Annotated in this window: 17 protein-coding genes; 11 read left to right on the top strand and 6 right to left on the bottom strand. The window is 61.2% G+C overall.

From position 1 onward, the window contains the following. Positions 1-102: 102 nt before the first annotated feature. Positions 103-552, top strand: a complete 450-nt coding sequence (locus CXR02_RS12255) for a MarR family winged helix-turn-helix transcriptional regulator (protein WP_104062251.1) — start codon at positions 103-105, stop codon at positions 550-552. A gap of 301 nt (positions 553-853) precedes the next feature. Here CXR02_RS12255 and CXR02_RS12250 read toward each other — a convergent pair whose 3' ends face one another. The 4 genes from CXR02_RS12250 to CXR02_RS12235 are packed head-to-tail and all read right to left on the bottom strand — an operon-like array spanning position 854 to position 4604. Beyond that, positions 854-1639, bottom strand: coding sequence for an SDR family NAD(P)-dependent oxidoreductase (locus CXR02_RS12250; protein WP_104062250.1), 786 nt, complete (start codon positions 1637-1639; stop codon positions 854-856). Beyond that, positions 1636-2649: a hypothetical protein gene (locus CXR02_RS22145; RefSeq protein WP_146072523.1), complete on the bottom strand. Its 1014-nt coding sequence runs from the start codon at positions 2647-2649 to the stop codon at positions 1636-1638. The genes CXR02_RS12250 and CXR02_RS22145 overlap by 4 nt, the downstream gene beginning before the upstream one ends. Continuing rightward, positions 2646-3680 (bottom strand): zinc-binding dehydrogenase, encoded by a 1035-nt coding sequence (locus tag CXR02_RS12240; protein WP_104062248.1) that lies wholly within the window; start codon positions 3678-3680, stop codon positions 2646-2648. Before CXR02_RS12240 ends, CXR02_RS22145 begins: the two co-directional genes overlap by 4 nt. 15 nt (positions 3681-3695) lie before the next feature. Beyond that, positions 3696-4604, bottom strand: a complete 909-nt coding sequence (locus tag CXR02_RS12235; protein WP_104062247.1) for an SMP-30/gluconolactonase/LRE family protein — start codon at positions 4602-4604, stop codon at positions 3696-3698. Positions 4605-4878: 274 nt separating this feature from the next. Between CXR02_RS12235 and CXR02_RS12230 the strand changes: the two genes are divergently transcribed. The 10 genes from CXR02_RS12230 (at position 4879) to CXR02_RS12185 (ending at position 14735) form a co-directional block, all read left to right on the top strand. Continuing rightward, positions 4879-5937, top strand: coding sequence for a zinc-dependent alcohol dehydrogenase family protein (locus tag CXR02_RS12230; RefSeq protein ID WP_181037209.1), 1059 nt, complete (start codon positions 4879-4881; stop codon positions 5935-5937). A gap of 10 nt (positions 5938-5947) precedes the next feature. Next, positions 5948-6904: a substrate-binding domain-containing protein gene (locus CXR02_RS12225; protein WP_146072521.1), complete on the top strand. Its 957-nt coding sequence runs from the start codon at positions 5948-5950 to the stop codon at positions 6902-6904. 6 nt (positions 6905-6910) lie between these two features. Further along, positions 6911-8428, top strand: coding sequence for a sugar ABC transporter ATP-binding protein (locus CXR02_RS12220; protein WP_104062244.1), 1518 nt, complete (start codon positions 6911-6913; stop codon positions 8426-8428). Positions 8429-8449: 21 nt separating this feature from the next. Next, on the top strand, positions 8450-9460 hold the full coding sequence (locus CXR02_RS12215) for an ABC transporter permease (protein ID WP_104062243.1): 1011 nt from the start codon (positions 8450-8452) through the stop codon (positions 9458-9460). A gap of 31 nt (positions 9461-9491) precedes the next feature. Continuing rightward, positions 9492-9803 carry a putative quinol monooxygenase gene (locus tag CXR02_RS12210; RefSeq protein WP_181037208.1) on the top strand — a complete coding sequence of 104 codons (312 nt, stop codon included), beginning with the start codon at positions 9492-9494 and terminating at the stop codon, positions 9801-9803. A gap of 463 nt (positions 9804-10266) precedes the next feature. Beyond that, positions 10267-10446 carry a hypothetical protein gene (locus tag CXR02_RS12205; protein ID WP_104062241.1) on the top strand — a complete coding sequence of 60 codons (180 nt, stop codon included), beginning with the start codon at positions 10267-10269 and terminating at the stop codon, positions 10444-10446. Between the two features lie 399 nt (positions 10447-10845). Then, positions 10846-12399, top strand: a complete 1554-nt coding sequence (locus CXR02_RS12200) for a Re/Si-specific NAD(P)(+) transhydrogenase subunit alpha (protein ID WP_104062240.1) — start codon at positions 10846-10848, stop codon at positions 12397-12399. Further along, positions 12396-13871: a Re/Si-specific NAD(P)(+) transhydrogenase subunit beta gene (gene pntB, locus CXR02_RS12195; RefSeq protein WP_258060930.1), complete on the top strand. Its 1476-nt coding sequence runs from the start codon at positions 12396-12398 to the stop codon at positions 13869-13871. Before CXR02_RS12200 ends, pntB begins: the two co-directional genes overlap by 4 nt. Before the next feature lie 114 nt (positions 13872-13985). Next, entirely contained in the window at positions 13986-14363 is a 378-nt protein-coding gene (locus tag CXR02_RS12190) for a hypothetical protein (RefSeq protein ID WP_104062238.1), read from the top strand. A 12-nt stretch (positions 14364-14375) separates the two neighbouring features. Beyond that, on the top strand, positions 14376-14735 hold the full coding sequence (locus CXR02_RS12185; protein WP_104062237.1) for an enoyl-CoA hydratase/isomerase family protein: 360 nt from the start codon (positions 14376-14378) through the stop codon (positions 14733-14735). 163 nt (positions 14736-14898) lie between these two features. Here CXR02_RS12185 and CXR02_RS22925 read toward each other — a convergent pair whose 3' ends face one another. After that, entirely contained in the window at positions 14899-15282 is a 384-nt protein-coding gene (locus tag CXR02_RS22925) for a gluconokinase (protein ID WP_258060929.1), read from the bottom strand. Further along, a partial coding sequence (locus CXR02_RS12175; RefSeq protein ID WP_308470684.1) for an enolase C-terminal domain-like protein occupies positions 15279-15551 on the bottom strand: 273 nt, incomplete at its 5' end. The genes CXR02_RS12175 and CXR02_RS22925, both read right to left, overlap by 4 nt.

Below are 15551 nucleotides of genomic sequence, written 5' to 3'. Positions count from 1 at the left end.
ATTTATTGTTGCACAAGCAGATACACCGCGCAAGCAACTATTATTGATTGTGCTCCGCCTCACGCCGCCAGGCTGTTGGAGCACCCGCGAGAGGAAAGACAGATGGGCATCAAGGACGACGCCGTGGAGGTCCGGGCACAGGGTTGGCGCACGCTCGCGGCGCTGCACGGCCTGATCGACGGCGAGCTGGAACGCTCCCTCCAGGCCGAATCAAAGCTGTCAGTAGTGGAGTACACCGTGCTGGACGCGCTCAGCCGGCAGGACGGCTGGCACATGCGCATGCAGCAGCTCGCCCGGGCCACAGCCCTCAGCGCCAGCGCCACCACCCGGCTGGTCAACAGGCTTGAGGACCGCGGCCTGCTGACCCGGATCCTCTGCGCGGACGATCGCCGTGGCATCTATACCGAGCTCACGCCCAGCGGCATCGCCCTGCTGGAGGAAACCCGGCCGGTCCATGACGCCACCCTTGAACGTGCCCTGGCGGAGGCCCAGGAGATTCCCGAGCTGGCCGCGCTGGTGGACGCACTCCCCCGACTGCACGCAGGAGTCTAGAAGGGAAGCGCCGAACGATTAGGAAACGGCAGGTTGTGATTTTGGCGGTGCGTCGGGGTACGCGCGCACAGCAGCCTCCGGCCAGATTCCCTTGCAGGCCCCGGCCGGAGGCTAAAAAGTTCCGCCCGTTACACTTCGTCCATTTTGCAGACAGTCTCCCATTGGGGATGATAGTGGCCGCCCTGTGAACCGAAAGATGTTCGGCGACTAACGACACGGGTTCACCAATAGATGGCGATGCTTCTGTCACGGTCCATGCCTTATTGCCCAGGGCGTTGGTCCTTTTGTCAGTGGTGCTCGATCACCTTGGCGAGTACTCCTTGCCTGGCAGGTCGCCGTTGACTGTGTACCCGCCATCTACCGCAAGGACTGCGCCGGTTGAGTACGACGCCTCCTCGGACGCCAGGTAAGCGATCGCGGCCGCGACCTGTTCCGGCTGGGCTACTGCACCAAGTGGAATGCGCTTCTCCAACGCAGAGAGCACCTCAGGCGTATACATGGGCGTGGTCAAGGCTGACCACGTAGCACCCGGCCGCACCGCATTTACGGTGATGCCGTACTCCGCCCAGTCGGCAGCTAACGTAAACGTCAGGGCCTCGATCCCGCCTTTGGAGGCCGCGTAGCCTGCCGAATCGCGAAGTGAGATGGCGGCGTGGATTGACGAGACGTTTACGATGCGGCCAGGCTGAGCAGCCGCCACCATATGGCGGGCGACCGCTGTCGACATAAGGAATACCCCGCGGAGATTGACTCCGATGACGGCGTCGAATTCTTCCACGGTCATCGTAAGCGCCGGCGAGATCTTGAGAATGCCCGCGCAGTTGACGAGGCAGAATGGCAGGCCCAGCTGAGTGACGACGGCGTCCACTGATGCCTCGACGGATACCTTTTCCGAAACGTCGGCGACGAAAGGCGCGGCACGCCCGCCATTTTCCTCTATGGTCTTGACCGTCTCTTCGGCCCTCTCGCGGGAGATGTCAAAAGCCGCTACCTGCGCACCTTCTGATGCGAGCCGTAGGGCTGTGGCGCGGCCAATGCCCGCCCCTGCTCCTGTAACGATGGCGACTTTTCCTCGGAACCTGTTCATGCCCTCACTCCGAGTCGTGCGACGCCCGTAGTATCCATTCCGAGCGGAAGCTCCTCCTGGTTGATTGGCTGCACGCCCAAGGTCAGGTCGATCTTGAGCGTCTCACCGCCGGGGATCCGGAGCGCTGCGGGTTCGCTTTCGAGGGGGGCGAACGGCGAGGTCGTGTGCGGCTCTATCGCGACGATATGCGCGGTTCCCCACCACGGGTAGCCGCCCGGTGCGTGGGCTTCCTCCCATATCCAGAGTTCGGGAAAAACGTCTGCGGGCCATGACATTGTCACCAAGAGATGTGTTCCGGGGGATCGGAGCCCGAACCAGCCCTCGGATACTGTGGCGTATAGCAGGTCGGCGGTACGTGATCCCTGGGGGGCAAGGTCGAAGCCACCCACGCCGTCGACAGGGGAAGCATCAACCAGGGAGCCAGGGGCATGCCGTTGTGAGGAGGAAAAACTATCAGGGTGACTCGTTACCGCTTCGAATGGGCCATACACCCGACCTGATCTCGCTACTGTCCCGGTGTTGAATGCTGGGTGGAAGCCCCAATGCACGGGGAGTTCTGTCTCTGAGATGTTCTCGACAAGAGCGGAGATATGAAGGACGCCGCCATCCAAGCGAAACGTTTTGGTCATAGCAAAGGGGTAGCGTGTGAGAACGGTGGTGCAAGTAAGTGTCGATTCGGTGTGTTCCACTGCCCAGGGGCGTCGCAGAGCCTCACCATGGAAAGGAAGTGTTGTCCCCTCTATCTCAGTGGCGGCTCCAGCATTCGGGAAGAGCTCCTGCACGCCACCGGGGTAGTTGTCGAAGTATGAACGGGGGTCAGGATCGTAGTCGCCGCGAAGTGGCGGCAGTCCGCCCACCCTCGGGTTCCGCCAAAGAATCTCTGTTTCAGTAGGACGCCAGATCATGGAAAGAATATCTGCTCCGCGCTCCGGGTTTACAGTGACAGAGAGCAAGTCGTTTTCGAGTTGGTAGGTCTGACCGTCAGCATTCCGGGTGATCGTCATCATCATCCCCAACCGATGACGGTCTTGCCCACGCTGCCGTTAGCGAAATCGGCGAACGCCTCCGGTCCCTCCTCGATGCTCGAGATGCGGGTGATAATCGGGTCGAGGTCCACGTTGTACTTCTCGACCTCCCTGACAGCCTCCATCATGAGCGGAACGCTGAATACGAACATGCCGCGCAAGGTCACCTGACGCATAATAAGATCGGGCACGGGGTCAACTTCGAAGCCGGGGCCGAGACCCACGAACACGACGGTTCCCCAGGTGCGCACTCCCGCCAGCGCCGCGCGTCTGCCGTGAATATTGCCCGATGTCTCTATCACTACGTCCGCCTTCTCCGAGCGCAGACGGGTGATATCGAAACCGTTGGAGTCGTAGACCTCGGTGAACCCGATCTTGGAGGCGAACTCGCGGCGTTCCGGACTCGGGTCCGTAGCGACAGAGTGAAGGCCAAGGGCGCGCGCCCAGGTGAGTACGGCCAGGCCCACCGGCCCTGCGCCGATCACGAGTACCGTCCCTCCCGGGCGAACTTCGGAACGCTTAATCGCCTGGTAAGCGGTGGTCGCCCCGCAAGCGAGGAAGGCACCCGCGGCGAAACTCACTGAGTCGGGAAGGACGACGGCGTCCTTCGCGGTAACGATGAGCTCGTCCTGGCATCCACCGGGTCGGTTGAGGGAGTAGACACGTGCGTTTTCGCAGTGCACATCCCAGCCTTTGCGGCAGGTTTCGCAGGTTCCGCACCCCGAGTAGTGCTGAATAGCTACACGGTCCCCGATGAGCGGAAAGGTGACCCCTGACCCGACTGATTTCACAACGCCAGCGATTTCATGACCGGGCGTCATCTCGGGGGAGCGCGGCTGGGTGGCGTTCTGCATCTGTTCATGCGTCATATGGAAGTAGTGCAAATCGCTACCGCAGAGGCCAGAGGCCTTCACATCGAGCACGATTTCTCCGGGACCCGCTTCCGGGAGCGAGGCATCGACAACGGAGACGCGGTCTTTTCCAGCGAAGCGCAGGGCGCGAATTGTTGTGTTCATGGTATTCCTTTCGAATCAAGCTGCCGGCGCGTTGACCCGCGCGGCCATGAGGACGGATTCATTCGTATTTCTGGGATCGCCAGTGCCCAAGGTGGGGCTGCAGCACATATAGAGAGTTCTCCCGTCGCGGCCCCCGAGAGCTAGCGAGTACACACTGAGGTCACCGACGTCGATCGACTCAACAATCTCACCCTCGGATGAGACCCTGAGGGCAGCATGCGAGTTGGCGGAGGCGACCCAGACCGAACCGTCTGTATCAACCGCAAGGCCATCGGGAAGCACCTCAAGTTCCTTCGTGGCCCTTGCGATGTCGAGGTAGCCTGGAGCCTCGCCGAACTGCTTCCAAGTGTGGCCTGCGCCCAGCAGCGGGCGACCGTCGGCGTCCACGGAGTAGTCGAATGCAGATAGACGGGCCGCGAAAGTCTCGGCCACGATGATCTTGTCGTGGGATGGCGTGAACACAATCCCGTTAGGGAACACAAGGCCCGGTGTTACGACGTCGGCTAACCCCTCGGGCGAAACCCGGACTAGGCCCGTCGTCTGAAGCGAGTCTGGATTGGCGTCTGAATTGCCGAAGCTTCCAACCAGCGCCCAACCTTCTGGGGTCACCAGCATGTCGTTGGCATAGCCGCTGATCAGGTGACAAAAGCTGGCGTGCGTTAACAGTCTTCGGCCGTCCCAACGCATGATCGCGCGGTTAAGCATCGAAATGACCAACAGTGAGCCGTCTGGGGAAAAACCCAATCCGGAGGGGCGGCCCGGAACAGAACAAACGGTCTCGTGGCTGCCGTCTATATTGAATCGCAGGACTTTTTCGGAGTAGAAATCTGAGGCGTATAGTGCATCCGCATGCCAGCGGGGGCTCTCCAGGAAGCTGAAACCAGAAGCGATCAACGCCGCTTCCTCGCCGAGGTATACGTTCACCGCTCCACCTTCTCCATTAGGGTATTATTACCCTGCGGACAAATAGTCCATCTGATAGTACAGTAGAACATCCGACACCAGCGGCCGCAAGGGCTACCCTTTTTCAAAGAGTACTGGAAGTTATTTCTTTTCGCACGTATTCTTATGGTAAATAATTCCAACTTAAGCTCATGCTGTGGACATACGGTCCGTCTAGCGATAAGTTTGGTTTTTGGTTATTTTCGCGAAGGAGCGAACAATGTCAACTGCGTCTCTGCCTGTAACGATGAGGGCTGTGGTGTTCGACGAAGGGTCTTCGTGGAGCCTTGAGCAGACTTCCACCCCGCTGCCCGCACGGGGCGAGGTGCTTCTCCGGCCCATTCTGGTTGGAGTATGCGGCACTGATGAACACCTCCTTCACGGCGGGTTCATCGCAAAGTTCCCGCTCATTCCGGGCCATGAGATCGTGGCAGAGGTTGTGGCTTACGGCGACGGCGCGTCTGGCCCGGCGGTCGGCACCCAGGTAGTCGTTGATCCCACCGTCTTCTGCGGCGATTGCCCGCCGTGCAAGCGAGGGCAACCGGGCTACTGCAGCAGGTTTGGCTCGCTCGGATGCGACCGGGCGGGCGGCTTCGCGGACTACGTCGTCGCCGGTGCGTCCAAGATTTTTCCTACCGGTGGGCTCGACCCCGAAGTAGCCGTGCTGACCGAACCCACTGCCTGCGCCATTCACGGCGTTGACGTGCTTGCGCTTAAGCCTGCTTCCGACGTGCTCATTTTCGGCGCGGGCCCAACTGGCCTCATCCTCTCTCAGCTGTTGAGAATGGCCGGGGCGGCCCGCGTTACCGTCGCCGCCCCTACCGCTTCCAAGCTCGCACTCGCACTTAACCACGGCGCGACCCACACCGTGCAGATTGATCGCACAAATCCCGATGGAGCGGCCGAAGAGTTGAGGCGTATCGCTCCGGAGGGCTTTGACGCCGTGGTTGAGGCCACTGGGTCCACATCCGTACTGGAGCTTGGCATCAGCCTCACCCGCAATGGCGGGACCATCCTGGTTTACGGACTCGCAGGGGAAAATGCCTTGGCAGTCGTCAGACCCTACGAGGTCTTCAGCCGTGAGCTCACAATTCGCGGCTCATTCGCCCAGTCCAACTGCATTGGGCGGGCCCTGTTCGCGCTGCAGTCCGGCCAAATCTCAACTGAGGGGATCGTCACCAGCGTCATGGAACTCGATCAGTTTCAATCCGCACTCGATAACCTGCACGACTCCGAACAGATCAAGTCGGTTGTAATCCCCAGCAGTTCAGCACAAGTCGCACGAAGTCGTGCGGCAACTCAAGCACAAAATTAGGAGCAAATCAGTGAAAAATATCCGCAAATCTATGATTGCCAATGTCGGGATGATGGCGGCCGTAGCCGCAGTCGGGTCGGTTGGACTTACCGGATGCGCAACGGCAGCCGGCACCTCTGGAAACGACGCCCTCAAGATCGGCGTCACGGTCGCTAACAGCACTAACCCCTTCTTTCAGCAGGAGACCAAGACCGCGGAGAGTTACGGCAAGGAGGTCGGCGCAGAGGTGCTCTCTCAAGTTGCCAATGAAGACGTTCAGACCCAGTCGAACCAGATCGATCAGTTCATTACTGCCGGGGTCAGCTTCATCGTGATCGACGCCGCCGACACCGACGGTGTCGGGCCGGCAGTTAAACGCGCGATCAATGCCGGCATTCCCGTCATCGGCGTCGACAACCAGTCCAAGAACGCCACCGTAAACATCACCACTGACAACACCCAGGCAGGGGAGATCTCGTGTCAGTCACTGGCTGACCAGCTCGGCGGAAAGGGTAAAGTGGCCATCCTCAACGGCACACCGGTATCCGCCGTTGATGACCGAGTTAAGGGCTGTAAGAGCGTTCTCGAAAAGTATCCCGACATCGAGATCGTGGCGGATCAGCGGGGGGAAAACAGCCGGGACTCGGCATTGCCCATCGCAACCGACATCCTGACCGCCAACCCTGATATCGCCGGTTTCTTCGCTATTAACGACCCCAGCGCGGTCGGTGTGCAGCTTGCGGCTCAGCAGAAGGGCGTCTCGATCGTCATAACTTCGGTAGACGGCGCCAGCTCCGCCACGGACGTGATCGCTGCCGGGGGATTAATCACTGCCACAGCTGCCCAGGACCCGGCAGCCCTCGTGCGCCAGGCAATCGATCTGGGTATCTCGATTACAAAGGGCGAGGAGCCTAAAGAAACCCTTCTGCTGGTTCCGACCGAACTTGTCGACGCCTCGAACGTCGCCAAGTACACGCCTTGGGATTGAGCGACCATGACTGAGCCGCGAGCCTCGCAAGTGGTTGCTCGACTGCGGGGGCTGACCAAGTCCTTCGGTGGAACGACTGTGGTGAAAGACGTCGACATTGACTTCCACTCGGGTGAGGTGCACGTTCTGGCGGGGGAAAACGGCGCCGGCAAATCTACGCTGACGAAGCTGCTCGCGGGCATTCATCAGCCCGATCACGGCACGATCGAAATCGAGGGACAGGCCGGTCCTTTCGATGTCAAGTCCGCACGCAGGGCCGGTGTCACGCTGGTGCATCAGGAACTCCTGATTGCACCCAATCTAACGGTCGCGGACAATCTCGCGATGGGGCAGGAGAACCGCACTCGGTTTGGTGGCCTTGACCGGGCTGCAACGAAGGCTAGTGCACGAGCGCAACTTGCATACATAGGAGCTACGTTCCCTGTCACTCTCCGTGCTGAAGACCTCACTGTCGCCGATCATCAGCAGATCGAGATTGCCCGGGCACTCGCGCAGAAACCGAAGATCCTGATCCTTGATGAGCCGACGTCTGCGTTGTCTTCCACAGAGACAACGCGCCTGCTGCGCATCGTGGACGAGCTGCGTCGAAACGGCACCTCCATCATCTATATCACTCACCGTATGGAGGAGATCGAAGCCATCGCCGACACTGTCAGCGTCATGCGCGACGGATCGCTCGTTGAGACGCTGCCCAAAGCCAAGGCAACCCCGGACGTAATCGTGCTCAGGATGGTGGGTCGAAAAATTGACTCTCTATTCAATGCCAAACGACCAGAGCCTGGACGAGTTGTCCTTAAAGTTGAACAACTCACCGACGGGAAAGGCATCGGCCCGATTGATCTGGTTGTGCGGGCCGGCGAGGTCGTTGGTATTGGGGGCTTGATCGGATCGGGTCGAAGTGAGTTCGTACGCCTGGTTTTTGGTGCTGACAGGTCGAGTTCCGGCACGGTTTCAATCGACGGATCCCCGGTCACCTTGTCCGGGCCTGCGTCGGCGATCCGCGCCGGGATCGCGCTGGTCCCAGAGAGCAGGAAGACCCAAGGGCTTGTTCTTGACCAGTCGATCGCCTCGAACGTCGTGCTGGCGAGCCTCGGTCACGTTTCATCTGCTGGGGTTGTAAGGCCGTCTGCAGTGAAAAGGGTGGCCAGCAAAGCACAGAAACAGTTGGGGATTAAGTCGGCCTCGCTCAGGCAGGAGGTGACGACGCTCTCCGGCGGCAATCAGCAGAAAGTTCTGTTGGCGAAGTGGCTGGAGACGAAGCCCAGGGTCCTGATTCTCGACGAACCCACCAGGGGGGTTGATGTCGGGGCCAAGGCGGAAATTTATCAAATTATCAATGAGTGCACGCACGCGGGAGTGGCGGTCCTCGTCATCTCGTCGGAGCTGCCGGAGCTGATCGGTCTGAGTAGTCGGGTGCACGTTATGCGCGAGGGGCAGCTGGTTGCCGAACTCGACGCTGAAGGCCTTACCGAAGAGGCTGTCATGAACCATGCTTTCGGGATCGCCCAAGCGACCCAAGCGTAGACAATCAGGAGACCAAGTACCATGGCCATTAATCAGCTTCAGTCCTCACCCTCACCCGTGCTCGATAGAGCCAATTCTCGTCCCGACGGCGTCCTCGCCGCTCTCGCGCGAAGCGGACTCGTCGGAATAAGCGCCGCACTCGTTTTACTCGTAATCGTTATGGCGTTGATCGCCCCGTATTTCTGGAGCATCAATAATCTGGTCGAAGTCGTCCGTCAGGTCGCGGCGATCGCCATCCTGGCTGCGGGGGGCACCTTCGTCATCCTAACGAGCGGGATAGATCTTTCTGTCGGTTCGGCACTTGGCGTAACAGCCATGGTGGCTATCGTCATGGCCGACACCGATGCGCCGTGGTTCATCGCAGTCATTCTCGCACTTCTCGCCGGCGCGGTCATGGGCGCGATCAACGGCGTATTCATTGCGCGGTTTGCCCTGCCGGCATTCATTGTGACGCTGGCAGCACTCACCTACCTGCGTGGCTTTGTCTACGTCGGCACTGGAGGCACCACCCTCGTTCCAGACAATGTGCCCTTCTCTTGGATTGGGCAAGGGCAGCTGCTTGGTATCCCGATCGCAGCCTGGATCCTGATTGGCGTATACGTCCTGGGCTGGTTCCTCCTTGAGCGTACGGTCTTCGGTCGCCAGGTTTACGCGATCGGTGGCAACGCGGAAGCGGCTCGTCTGAGCGGCATCCCGGTGCGGCGGATCATCTTCATCGTGTATGTAATTTCGGGTCTTTGCGCCGGCATCGCAGGACTTATCGTGTCAGCCCGCCTCGAAAGCGCCGTTCCCGACCTGGGAAGCGGCTACGAACTCAACGCGATCGCAGCGATTGTGTTGGGGGGGACTTCTCTGATGGGCGGCCGGGGGTCATTGATCGGAACGCTCATAGGGGCACTCTTCATCGCTGTGCTCTCAAACGGAATGACTCTGCTAAACGTCCAGTCGTTCTACCAGCAGATCATCATGGGCGCGGTCATCCTCCTGGCCGTCTTCGTCGACCGGCTACGCAGGGGAGCATCCCTCGCCTAAGCGGTCCTCCCACCCAAGCCCGAAGGAAATCGTGAAAGAACTCATCGTCGTCGTCACCCTCACCCCCGCCAGCGGCCAGCGAGAACAACTACTCAGCGTGTGCCGAAAATACTGGCCAGGCGTGCAGGAAGAACCTGGATGTCAACTGTTCGCCCTCCATGAAGGACCTGATACGTACGTCGTGATTGAGCGCTGGTCAAGCCGCCCCCTGTGGGAGCAGCATCTCGCTACGGCAGATAACGCCGCTCTAAACGCGGAACTTTCGCCTCTTCTAGCCGAACCCGCACAAGTCTGGCCACTCGCCTCGGTGCCGATCGGTGCGCCGTCCAAGTCCAAGCTCTGATTCTCGTCGTCGGGGAGCATGTACACATCCTGGTTCTTGGGCAGGGACAACCCACTCGGCTAGTTCAATCTGCAGCAGGTTCACGGAGTTCGAGGTTGCGTTCAAGCCGCCACTGGTGACAACGAGGACGATATGTTGAGCATCTCCAAATTCATGCTCGCGCCGCCCGGTACCTCATTGGAAAAACGTCCGTGCGGAGTAGGGCATCGTGTGGCTACGCCGTGGTCTCGTCGAGTGTTTCCATCGCTAGGGCGCATTGATTCTCCTGGCGACGCCAAACGCCGCACACGCTTCCAGCCCTGTTTATGCGGTTCAGCACAAGCAGCGACGGCAGGCCGATTGGGTAACTGGGCGAGCGACGAGCTGGCCGAATCGCTGGTTTCTTCACCTCGCTTCGCCACTGTGCCCCGTTAGACCCGTTTACCAACTCCGCCCCAAGCATCCAATCGAAGGAGGACGCAGAGTGACCACCATCCAGAACTTCCCGTTAGGCGGCAACTACGTGTCAGGCGTCGCCCCCAATACCATGCTCGGGAGCTACACCGGCATCTCAGGAAGTGCCGTCATCGGCACCTACGCTTCCACGAGTGCCGAGCGCGACCAACCCCCGGGCTGCTACACGGACACAGCACGTCGGCGTTAGGCTCAGGCCGTGTTCGGCAGGAGCTCAAAGACCGCGGTCGCCCTAAGAGAAGCCACCGGTAGACAACGAAATAAGGCGGCAGCACAACCTACGTTCCGGACGGACACTGCAGTCTCTGTTAACAATTGCGGAAGGTGGCAAGGCGTCTGCTGAACTAGGTCTGGACTCTCGAACTTCCTGAAACCTGTAGCCCTCAGAAAGTCATCAAGCGCCTGCCTCCTGAAAACTACGATATGGACGATCCACCCGCGGAAAGTTCTCTGTCGCCCTGCTTTATGAATGACCTAAACCAAACAGAAGATCTGCAGGGGGTCGCAAACGAATACAAACAAACATTTGGTTTGCCCGACAGCGGAACCCGTCCGGGCTGGATAGATAGATGGATGAGAGAGAGCAAACGTGACACGTATTGGCATTGTGGCCGAGTTAGGTCGCGAGACGCGGGTGGCGGCGACGCCCACCACCGTGAAGCAGTTGTTGGGGTTGGGTTACGAGGTTGTGGTTGAGAAGGGCGCGGGGGAGTCCGCGTCGTTCCGTGATGAGGCGTATGCCGAGGCGGGTGCCGTGATTGTTGGGGCCGATGAGGCGTGGGGCAGTGAGGTGGTGTTGCGGATTAACCCGCCCACCGAGGAGGAGATCGGCAGGCTGGCCGAGGGTGCGACGCTGATCGGGTCGCTGAGCCCGGGCCTGCGCCCGGAACTGGTGGCGGCGCTGGCGGCGCGGCCGATCACGGCGCTGGCGTTGGATGCAGTGCCACGGATTTCGCGGGCGCAGTCGATGGATGTGCTCAGTTCGATGGCGAACATTGCCGGCTACCGGGCTGTCATTGAGGCAGCCCATGAATTCGGGCGGTTTTTCACGGGTCAGGTGACCGCGGCGGGCAAGGTCCCGCCGGCGAAGGTCCTGGTCGCCGGAGCCGGCGTCGCCGGGCTTGCGGCTATTGGTGCTGCGAGCAGCCTGGGGGCGATCGTGCGGGCGACGGACCCGCGGCCCGAGGTCGCTGACCAGGTGAAATCCATCGGAGGAACGTACCTCAAGGTCGAGGTTGCCGAAGAGATGAAGTCCTCCGACGGGTACGCCAAGGCCACGTCCGAGGCGTACAACGCCCGTGCGGCGGAGATTTACTCGGAGCAGGCAGCCGATGTGGACATCATCATCACCACGGCGCTGATCCCGGGCAGGCCGGCGCCGAAGCTGCTCACGGCCGAGGACGTTGCGGGCATGAAGGCTGGCAGTGTGATTGTTGACATGGCCGCCGGGCAGGGCGGCAACGTCGTAGGTTCGGTCGCCGGGGAACGGGTGGTCACGGATAACGGGGTGGTGATCCTGGGCTATACCGATCTGCCGGCCCGGTTGCCGGCCCAGGCGTCCCAGCTGTACGGGACGAACATGCTGAACCTGCTCAAGCTCCTCACCAAGGACAAGGACGGCCAGCTCAGGATCGATTTCGACGATGTGGTGCAGCGTTCGGTGACGGTGGTGCGGGACGGTGAGAAGACCTGGCCGCCGCCCCCGGTCCAGGTCTCAGCCGCACCCGCGGCCACGGCCCACGGCCCGGCCTCGGAAAGCACTGCGCCGAAGAAGAAGCAAGGCCTCAGCGCGGCCGGTAAGGCCGGGCTCTTTGCCGCTGGGATCGCGGTGTTGTTTGTGGTCAACGCGGTGGCGCCGGCGCCGTTGCCGCAGCACTTCACGGTGCTGATGCTTTCGGTCGTGGTCGGCTTCTATGTGATCGGGAAGGTCCACCACGCCCTGCATACCCCGCTGATGTCCGTCACGAACGCGATCTCGGGGATCATCGTCGTCGGGGCGCTGCTGCAGGTCACCTCCGAGAACCCCGTTATGCAGGTGCTCGCCGCGGTCGCCGTGCTGCTGGCCAGCATTAACATCTTCGGCGGCTTCGCCGTGACCCGGCGGATGCTCGCGATGTTCTCGGCCGGGAAGGCACGTTCATGAACGCCATCACCGAAGCAGCAGGAATTATTACGAGGAGCTTTACTGTGTCTGACACTGTCTCTGGTCCGTTGACCGCCGACTCCATCGCGGGCGCGGCGTACATTGTCGCTGCGCTGCTGTTCATCCTCAGCCTCGCCGGGCTGAGCAAACACGAGAAAGCCCGGGCAGGGGTGATCTATGGCATCACGGGGATGGTCATCGCCCTCGCGGCCACTGTTTGGCTGACCCTGCAGGGCGCCTGGGGTACCGGGCACGGACTCACCGGCCTGGTCCTGCTCATCGCCGCGGTGATCGTGGGCGGGGCGATCGGGCTCTGGCGAGCCCGCGTCGTGGAGATGACGGGTATGCCCGAACTCATTGCGCTGCTGCATAGCTTCGTGGGCTTCGCTGCGGTGCTGGTGGGCTGGAACGGGCACCTTGAAGCCCCGGCCCTGTCTCCGGATCTGACAGCGATCCACCACGCTGAGGTGTTCATCGGTGTGTTCATCGGCGCGGTGACGTTCACCGGCTCGATCGTTGCGTTCCTGAAGCTCTCGGCCCGGATGAAGTCCTCACCGCTGATGCTGCCGGGTAAAAACGTCATCAACCTCGGGGCCCTCGCCGCGTTCACCGCCCTGACCGTCTGGTACGTCAACGACTCCCAGCTCTGGCTCCTCATCCTCGTCACCGCCCTGGCTTTGGGGCTGGGCTGGCACCTCGTGGCCTCCATCGGCGGCGGCGACATGCCCGTGGTCGTGTCCATGCTCAACAGCTACTCCGGCTGGGCCGCCGCGGCCGCGGGGTTCCTGCTGAACAACGACCTGCTCATCATCACCGGCGCCCTGGTCGGCTCCTCCGGTGCGTACCTGTCCTACATCATGTGCAAGGCCATGAACCGGTCCTTCATCTCCGTGATCGCCGGCGGCTTCGGCATCGCCGCACCCACCAGCAAGGGCGACACAGACCAGGGCGAGCACCGCGAAATCACCGCCGAAGCCACCGCCGAGATGCTGACCAACGCCTCGTCCGTGGTCATCACCCCCGGCTACGGTATGGCCGTCGCGCAGGCCCAATACCCCGTCGCTGAACTCGCGCACCAACTCCGCGAACGCGGCGTCAACGTCAGGTTCGGCATCCACCCTGTCGCCGGGCGCCTGCCCGGACACATGAACGTGCTCCTCGCCGAAGCCAAAGTCCCCTACGACATCGTCCTGGAAATGGACGAAATCAACGACGACCTCGGCGACACCTCCGTGGTCCTCGTCATCGGGGCCAACGACACCGTCAACCCCTCCGCCGCCGAAGACCCCTCCAGCCCCATCGCCGGGATGCCCGTCCTCAAAGTCTGGGAAGCCGAGAACGTCGTCGTGTTCAAACGCTCCATGGCCGCCGGCTACGCCGGCGTCCAAAACCCCCTCTTCTACCGCGACAACTCCCAAATGCTCTTCGGCGACGCCAAACAACGAGTCGAAGACATCCTCCGCGCCTTTTAACACAGAACACCAAACCTTTCGGATGTTCACGGAGCCAGCCGACATTTCACGATTGTGCTTCCTGTTCACTCGTCTTCCTGCGCCCAGCATTGCTGCACCAAGGAGAAAACGACCATGCTCGAACGCCGCGTTGCTATCAATGGCTTGCTGAAAGTCCTCCGATCACGCCTGTTGGATCGGATCCAATGCACAAAGGAAGCAGCAGATACCCGGCAACTCATCAATATCGACGAGCTCATTGCATCCCCCTGGATCGGTCTTCACTACAGGTACGAATTCTTGCTTCACCACAGCCATCAACTGCTGGAGCAGCAGCCCAGGGTGCGATGCCGTAGTTCCGACATGCCAGAGACCAAGGAGATTCCCGCAACTCACTTACCATCAGTCAGCTTTCTCAGATTTCTGACCTGGGTAACCCGTAGTCGGATCAAATACAAAACCATCTCCTACGGAGCCGACCTCACAGCTCTTGCCGCCGCGCGCACCGCATAAGATGCCGCCGAAATGGGCGCTGAAGGCTGGCGCACCTTCCGTCGGCTCACCGAGCTCGGTGTCCCGAGCTTTGCTCTGATCACCGGGTTCGCTCTCGGCGGTGGCCTAGAACTCGCCCTCTTCGCCGGCTACAGCCTCGCCCGCAGCGATATCCGCGCCATCGGGCTCCCCGAAGTGCGCCTCGGGCTGGCTCCCGGCGGGGGTGGGATTCACCGGCTAGCACGACTTGCGGTGCCGCGAGTTGCCTACGACGGGGCCGGCGACTCTCGCCGCGGCACGACCCTCACCGCCGACAACGCGTCCCGGCGAGGCATCGTCGACCAAGTGATTCCGTCCGGCCCCGATCTCGAAAAGTATAAGACCCCGTCATGAGCAGCACACGCGCACTCGGCACCCTGATTCGTCGGCAGTCTGGCTTGCCGCAGGCGAGTTTGACGGCAGGGTGCTAATAGCAAAAGCAGAGCCACAAGGTGCGGGGTGAACCTGGTGAACTCCAGGGATCGCGTGACCTCTTCAGCTCTGCATCGACAACTCGTTAGATACTGGCAGTGGGATACTTCGTTACGAATCGAACAGTGTTTAAGTCATAGATCCACCGGGCCGCCTGGGCGTGGATGGCGTCGCGGTAACTGCGGCGAAGAGCCGAGCAGGCCAGAACCAGGCCGCCCTTTGCAGCTGCCAGTTCAGAGCCCACGGTGGCGAGCCACGGCCAGCGGTCCTCGTCGGTCAGCGGTGTGCCCGCTGCCATCTTGGCGACGTTCTCCACCGGGTGGAGGGAATCGCCGTCGAGGAACTGGATGCCCAGCTCGCGGGCCACCAGGTCACCGATGGTGGTCTTGCCGCAGCCGGAGACGCCCATAACGATGACGCGGGGACCGGTAGTTCCTCCTGCTGGGGAAGGCGATGTAGTGGCGCTCACCAGTCGTGCACCGTTCCGTCTACCAGGCGGTTGTAGGGCAGGTAGGCCTGCTGGTAGGGGTAGGCTGCTGCGGCTTCCTCGTTGAATTCGACGCCGATGCCGGGCTTCTCGCCCGGGTGCAGGTATCCGTCCTTGAAGGTCATGGACTGCTCGAAGACCTCGTTGGTCTTGTCGGAGTGCTGCATGTATTCTTGGATGCCGTAGTTGTGGATGGCCAGGCCCACGTGCAGCTGGGCGGCGAAGCCCACCGGGGAAATGTCCGTGGGGCC

The sequence above is a fragment of the Arthrobacter sp. 4R501 genome (assembly GCF_002929755.1).
Lineage (GTDB): Bacteria > Actinomycetota > Actinomycetes > Actinomycetales > Micrococcaceae > Arthrobacter.
Note: the sequence above shows the minus strand (reverse complement) of the source record. Positions and strands in the feature narration are given on the sequence as shown.

Excerpts from the sequence above, each read along its gene's own strand:
- CXR02_RS12255 (WP_104062251.1), top strand. The coding sequence starts at position 103 with ATGGGCATCAAGGACGACGCCGTGGAGGTCCGGGCACAGGGTTGGCGC.
- CXR02_RS12250 (WP_104062250.1), bottom strand. The coding sequence starts at position 1,639 with ATGAACAGGTTCCGAGGAAAAGTCGCCATCGTTACAGGAGCAGGGGCG.
- CXR02_RS22145 (WP_146072523.1), bottom strand. The coding sequence starts at position 2,649 with ATGATGATGACGATCACCCGGAATGCTGACGGTCAGACCTACCAACTC.
- CXR02_RS12240 (WP_104062248.1), bottom strand. The coding sequence starts at position 3,680 with ATGAACACAACAATTCGCGCCCTGCGCTTCGCTGGAAAAGACCGCGTC.
- CXR02_RS12220 (WP_104062244.1), top strand. The coding sequence starts at position 6,911 with ATGACTGAGCCGCGAGCCTCGCAAGTGGTTGCTCGACTGCGGGGGCTG.
- CXR02_RS12215 (WP_104062243.1), top strand. The coding sequence starts at position 8,450 with ATGGCCATTAATCAGCTTCAGTCCTCACCCTCACCCGTGCTCGATAGA.
- pntB (WP_258060930.1), top strand. The coding sequence starts at position 12,396 with ATGAACGCCATCACCGAAGCAGCAGGAATTATTACGAGGAGCTTTACT.
- CXR02_RS12190 (WP_104062238.1), top strand. The coding sequence starts at position 13,986 with ATGCTCGAACGCCGCGTTGCTATCAATGGCTTGCTGAAAGTCCTCCGA.
- CXR02_RS12185 (WP_104062237.1), top strand. The coding sequence starts at position 14,376 with ATGGGCGCTGAAGGCTGGCGCACCTTCCGTCGGCTCACCGAGCTCGGT.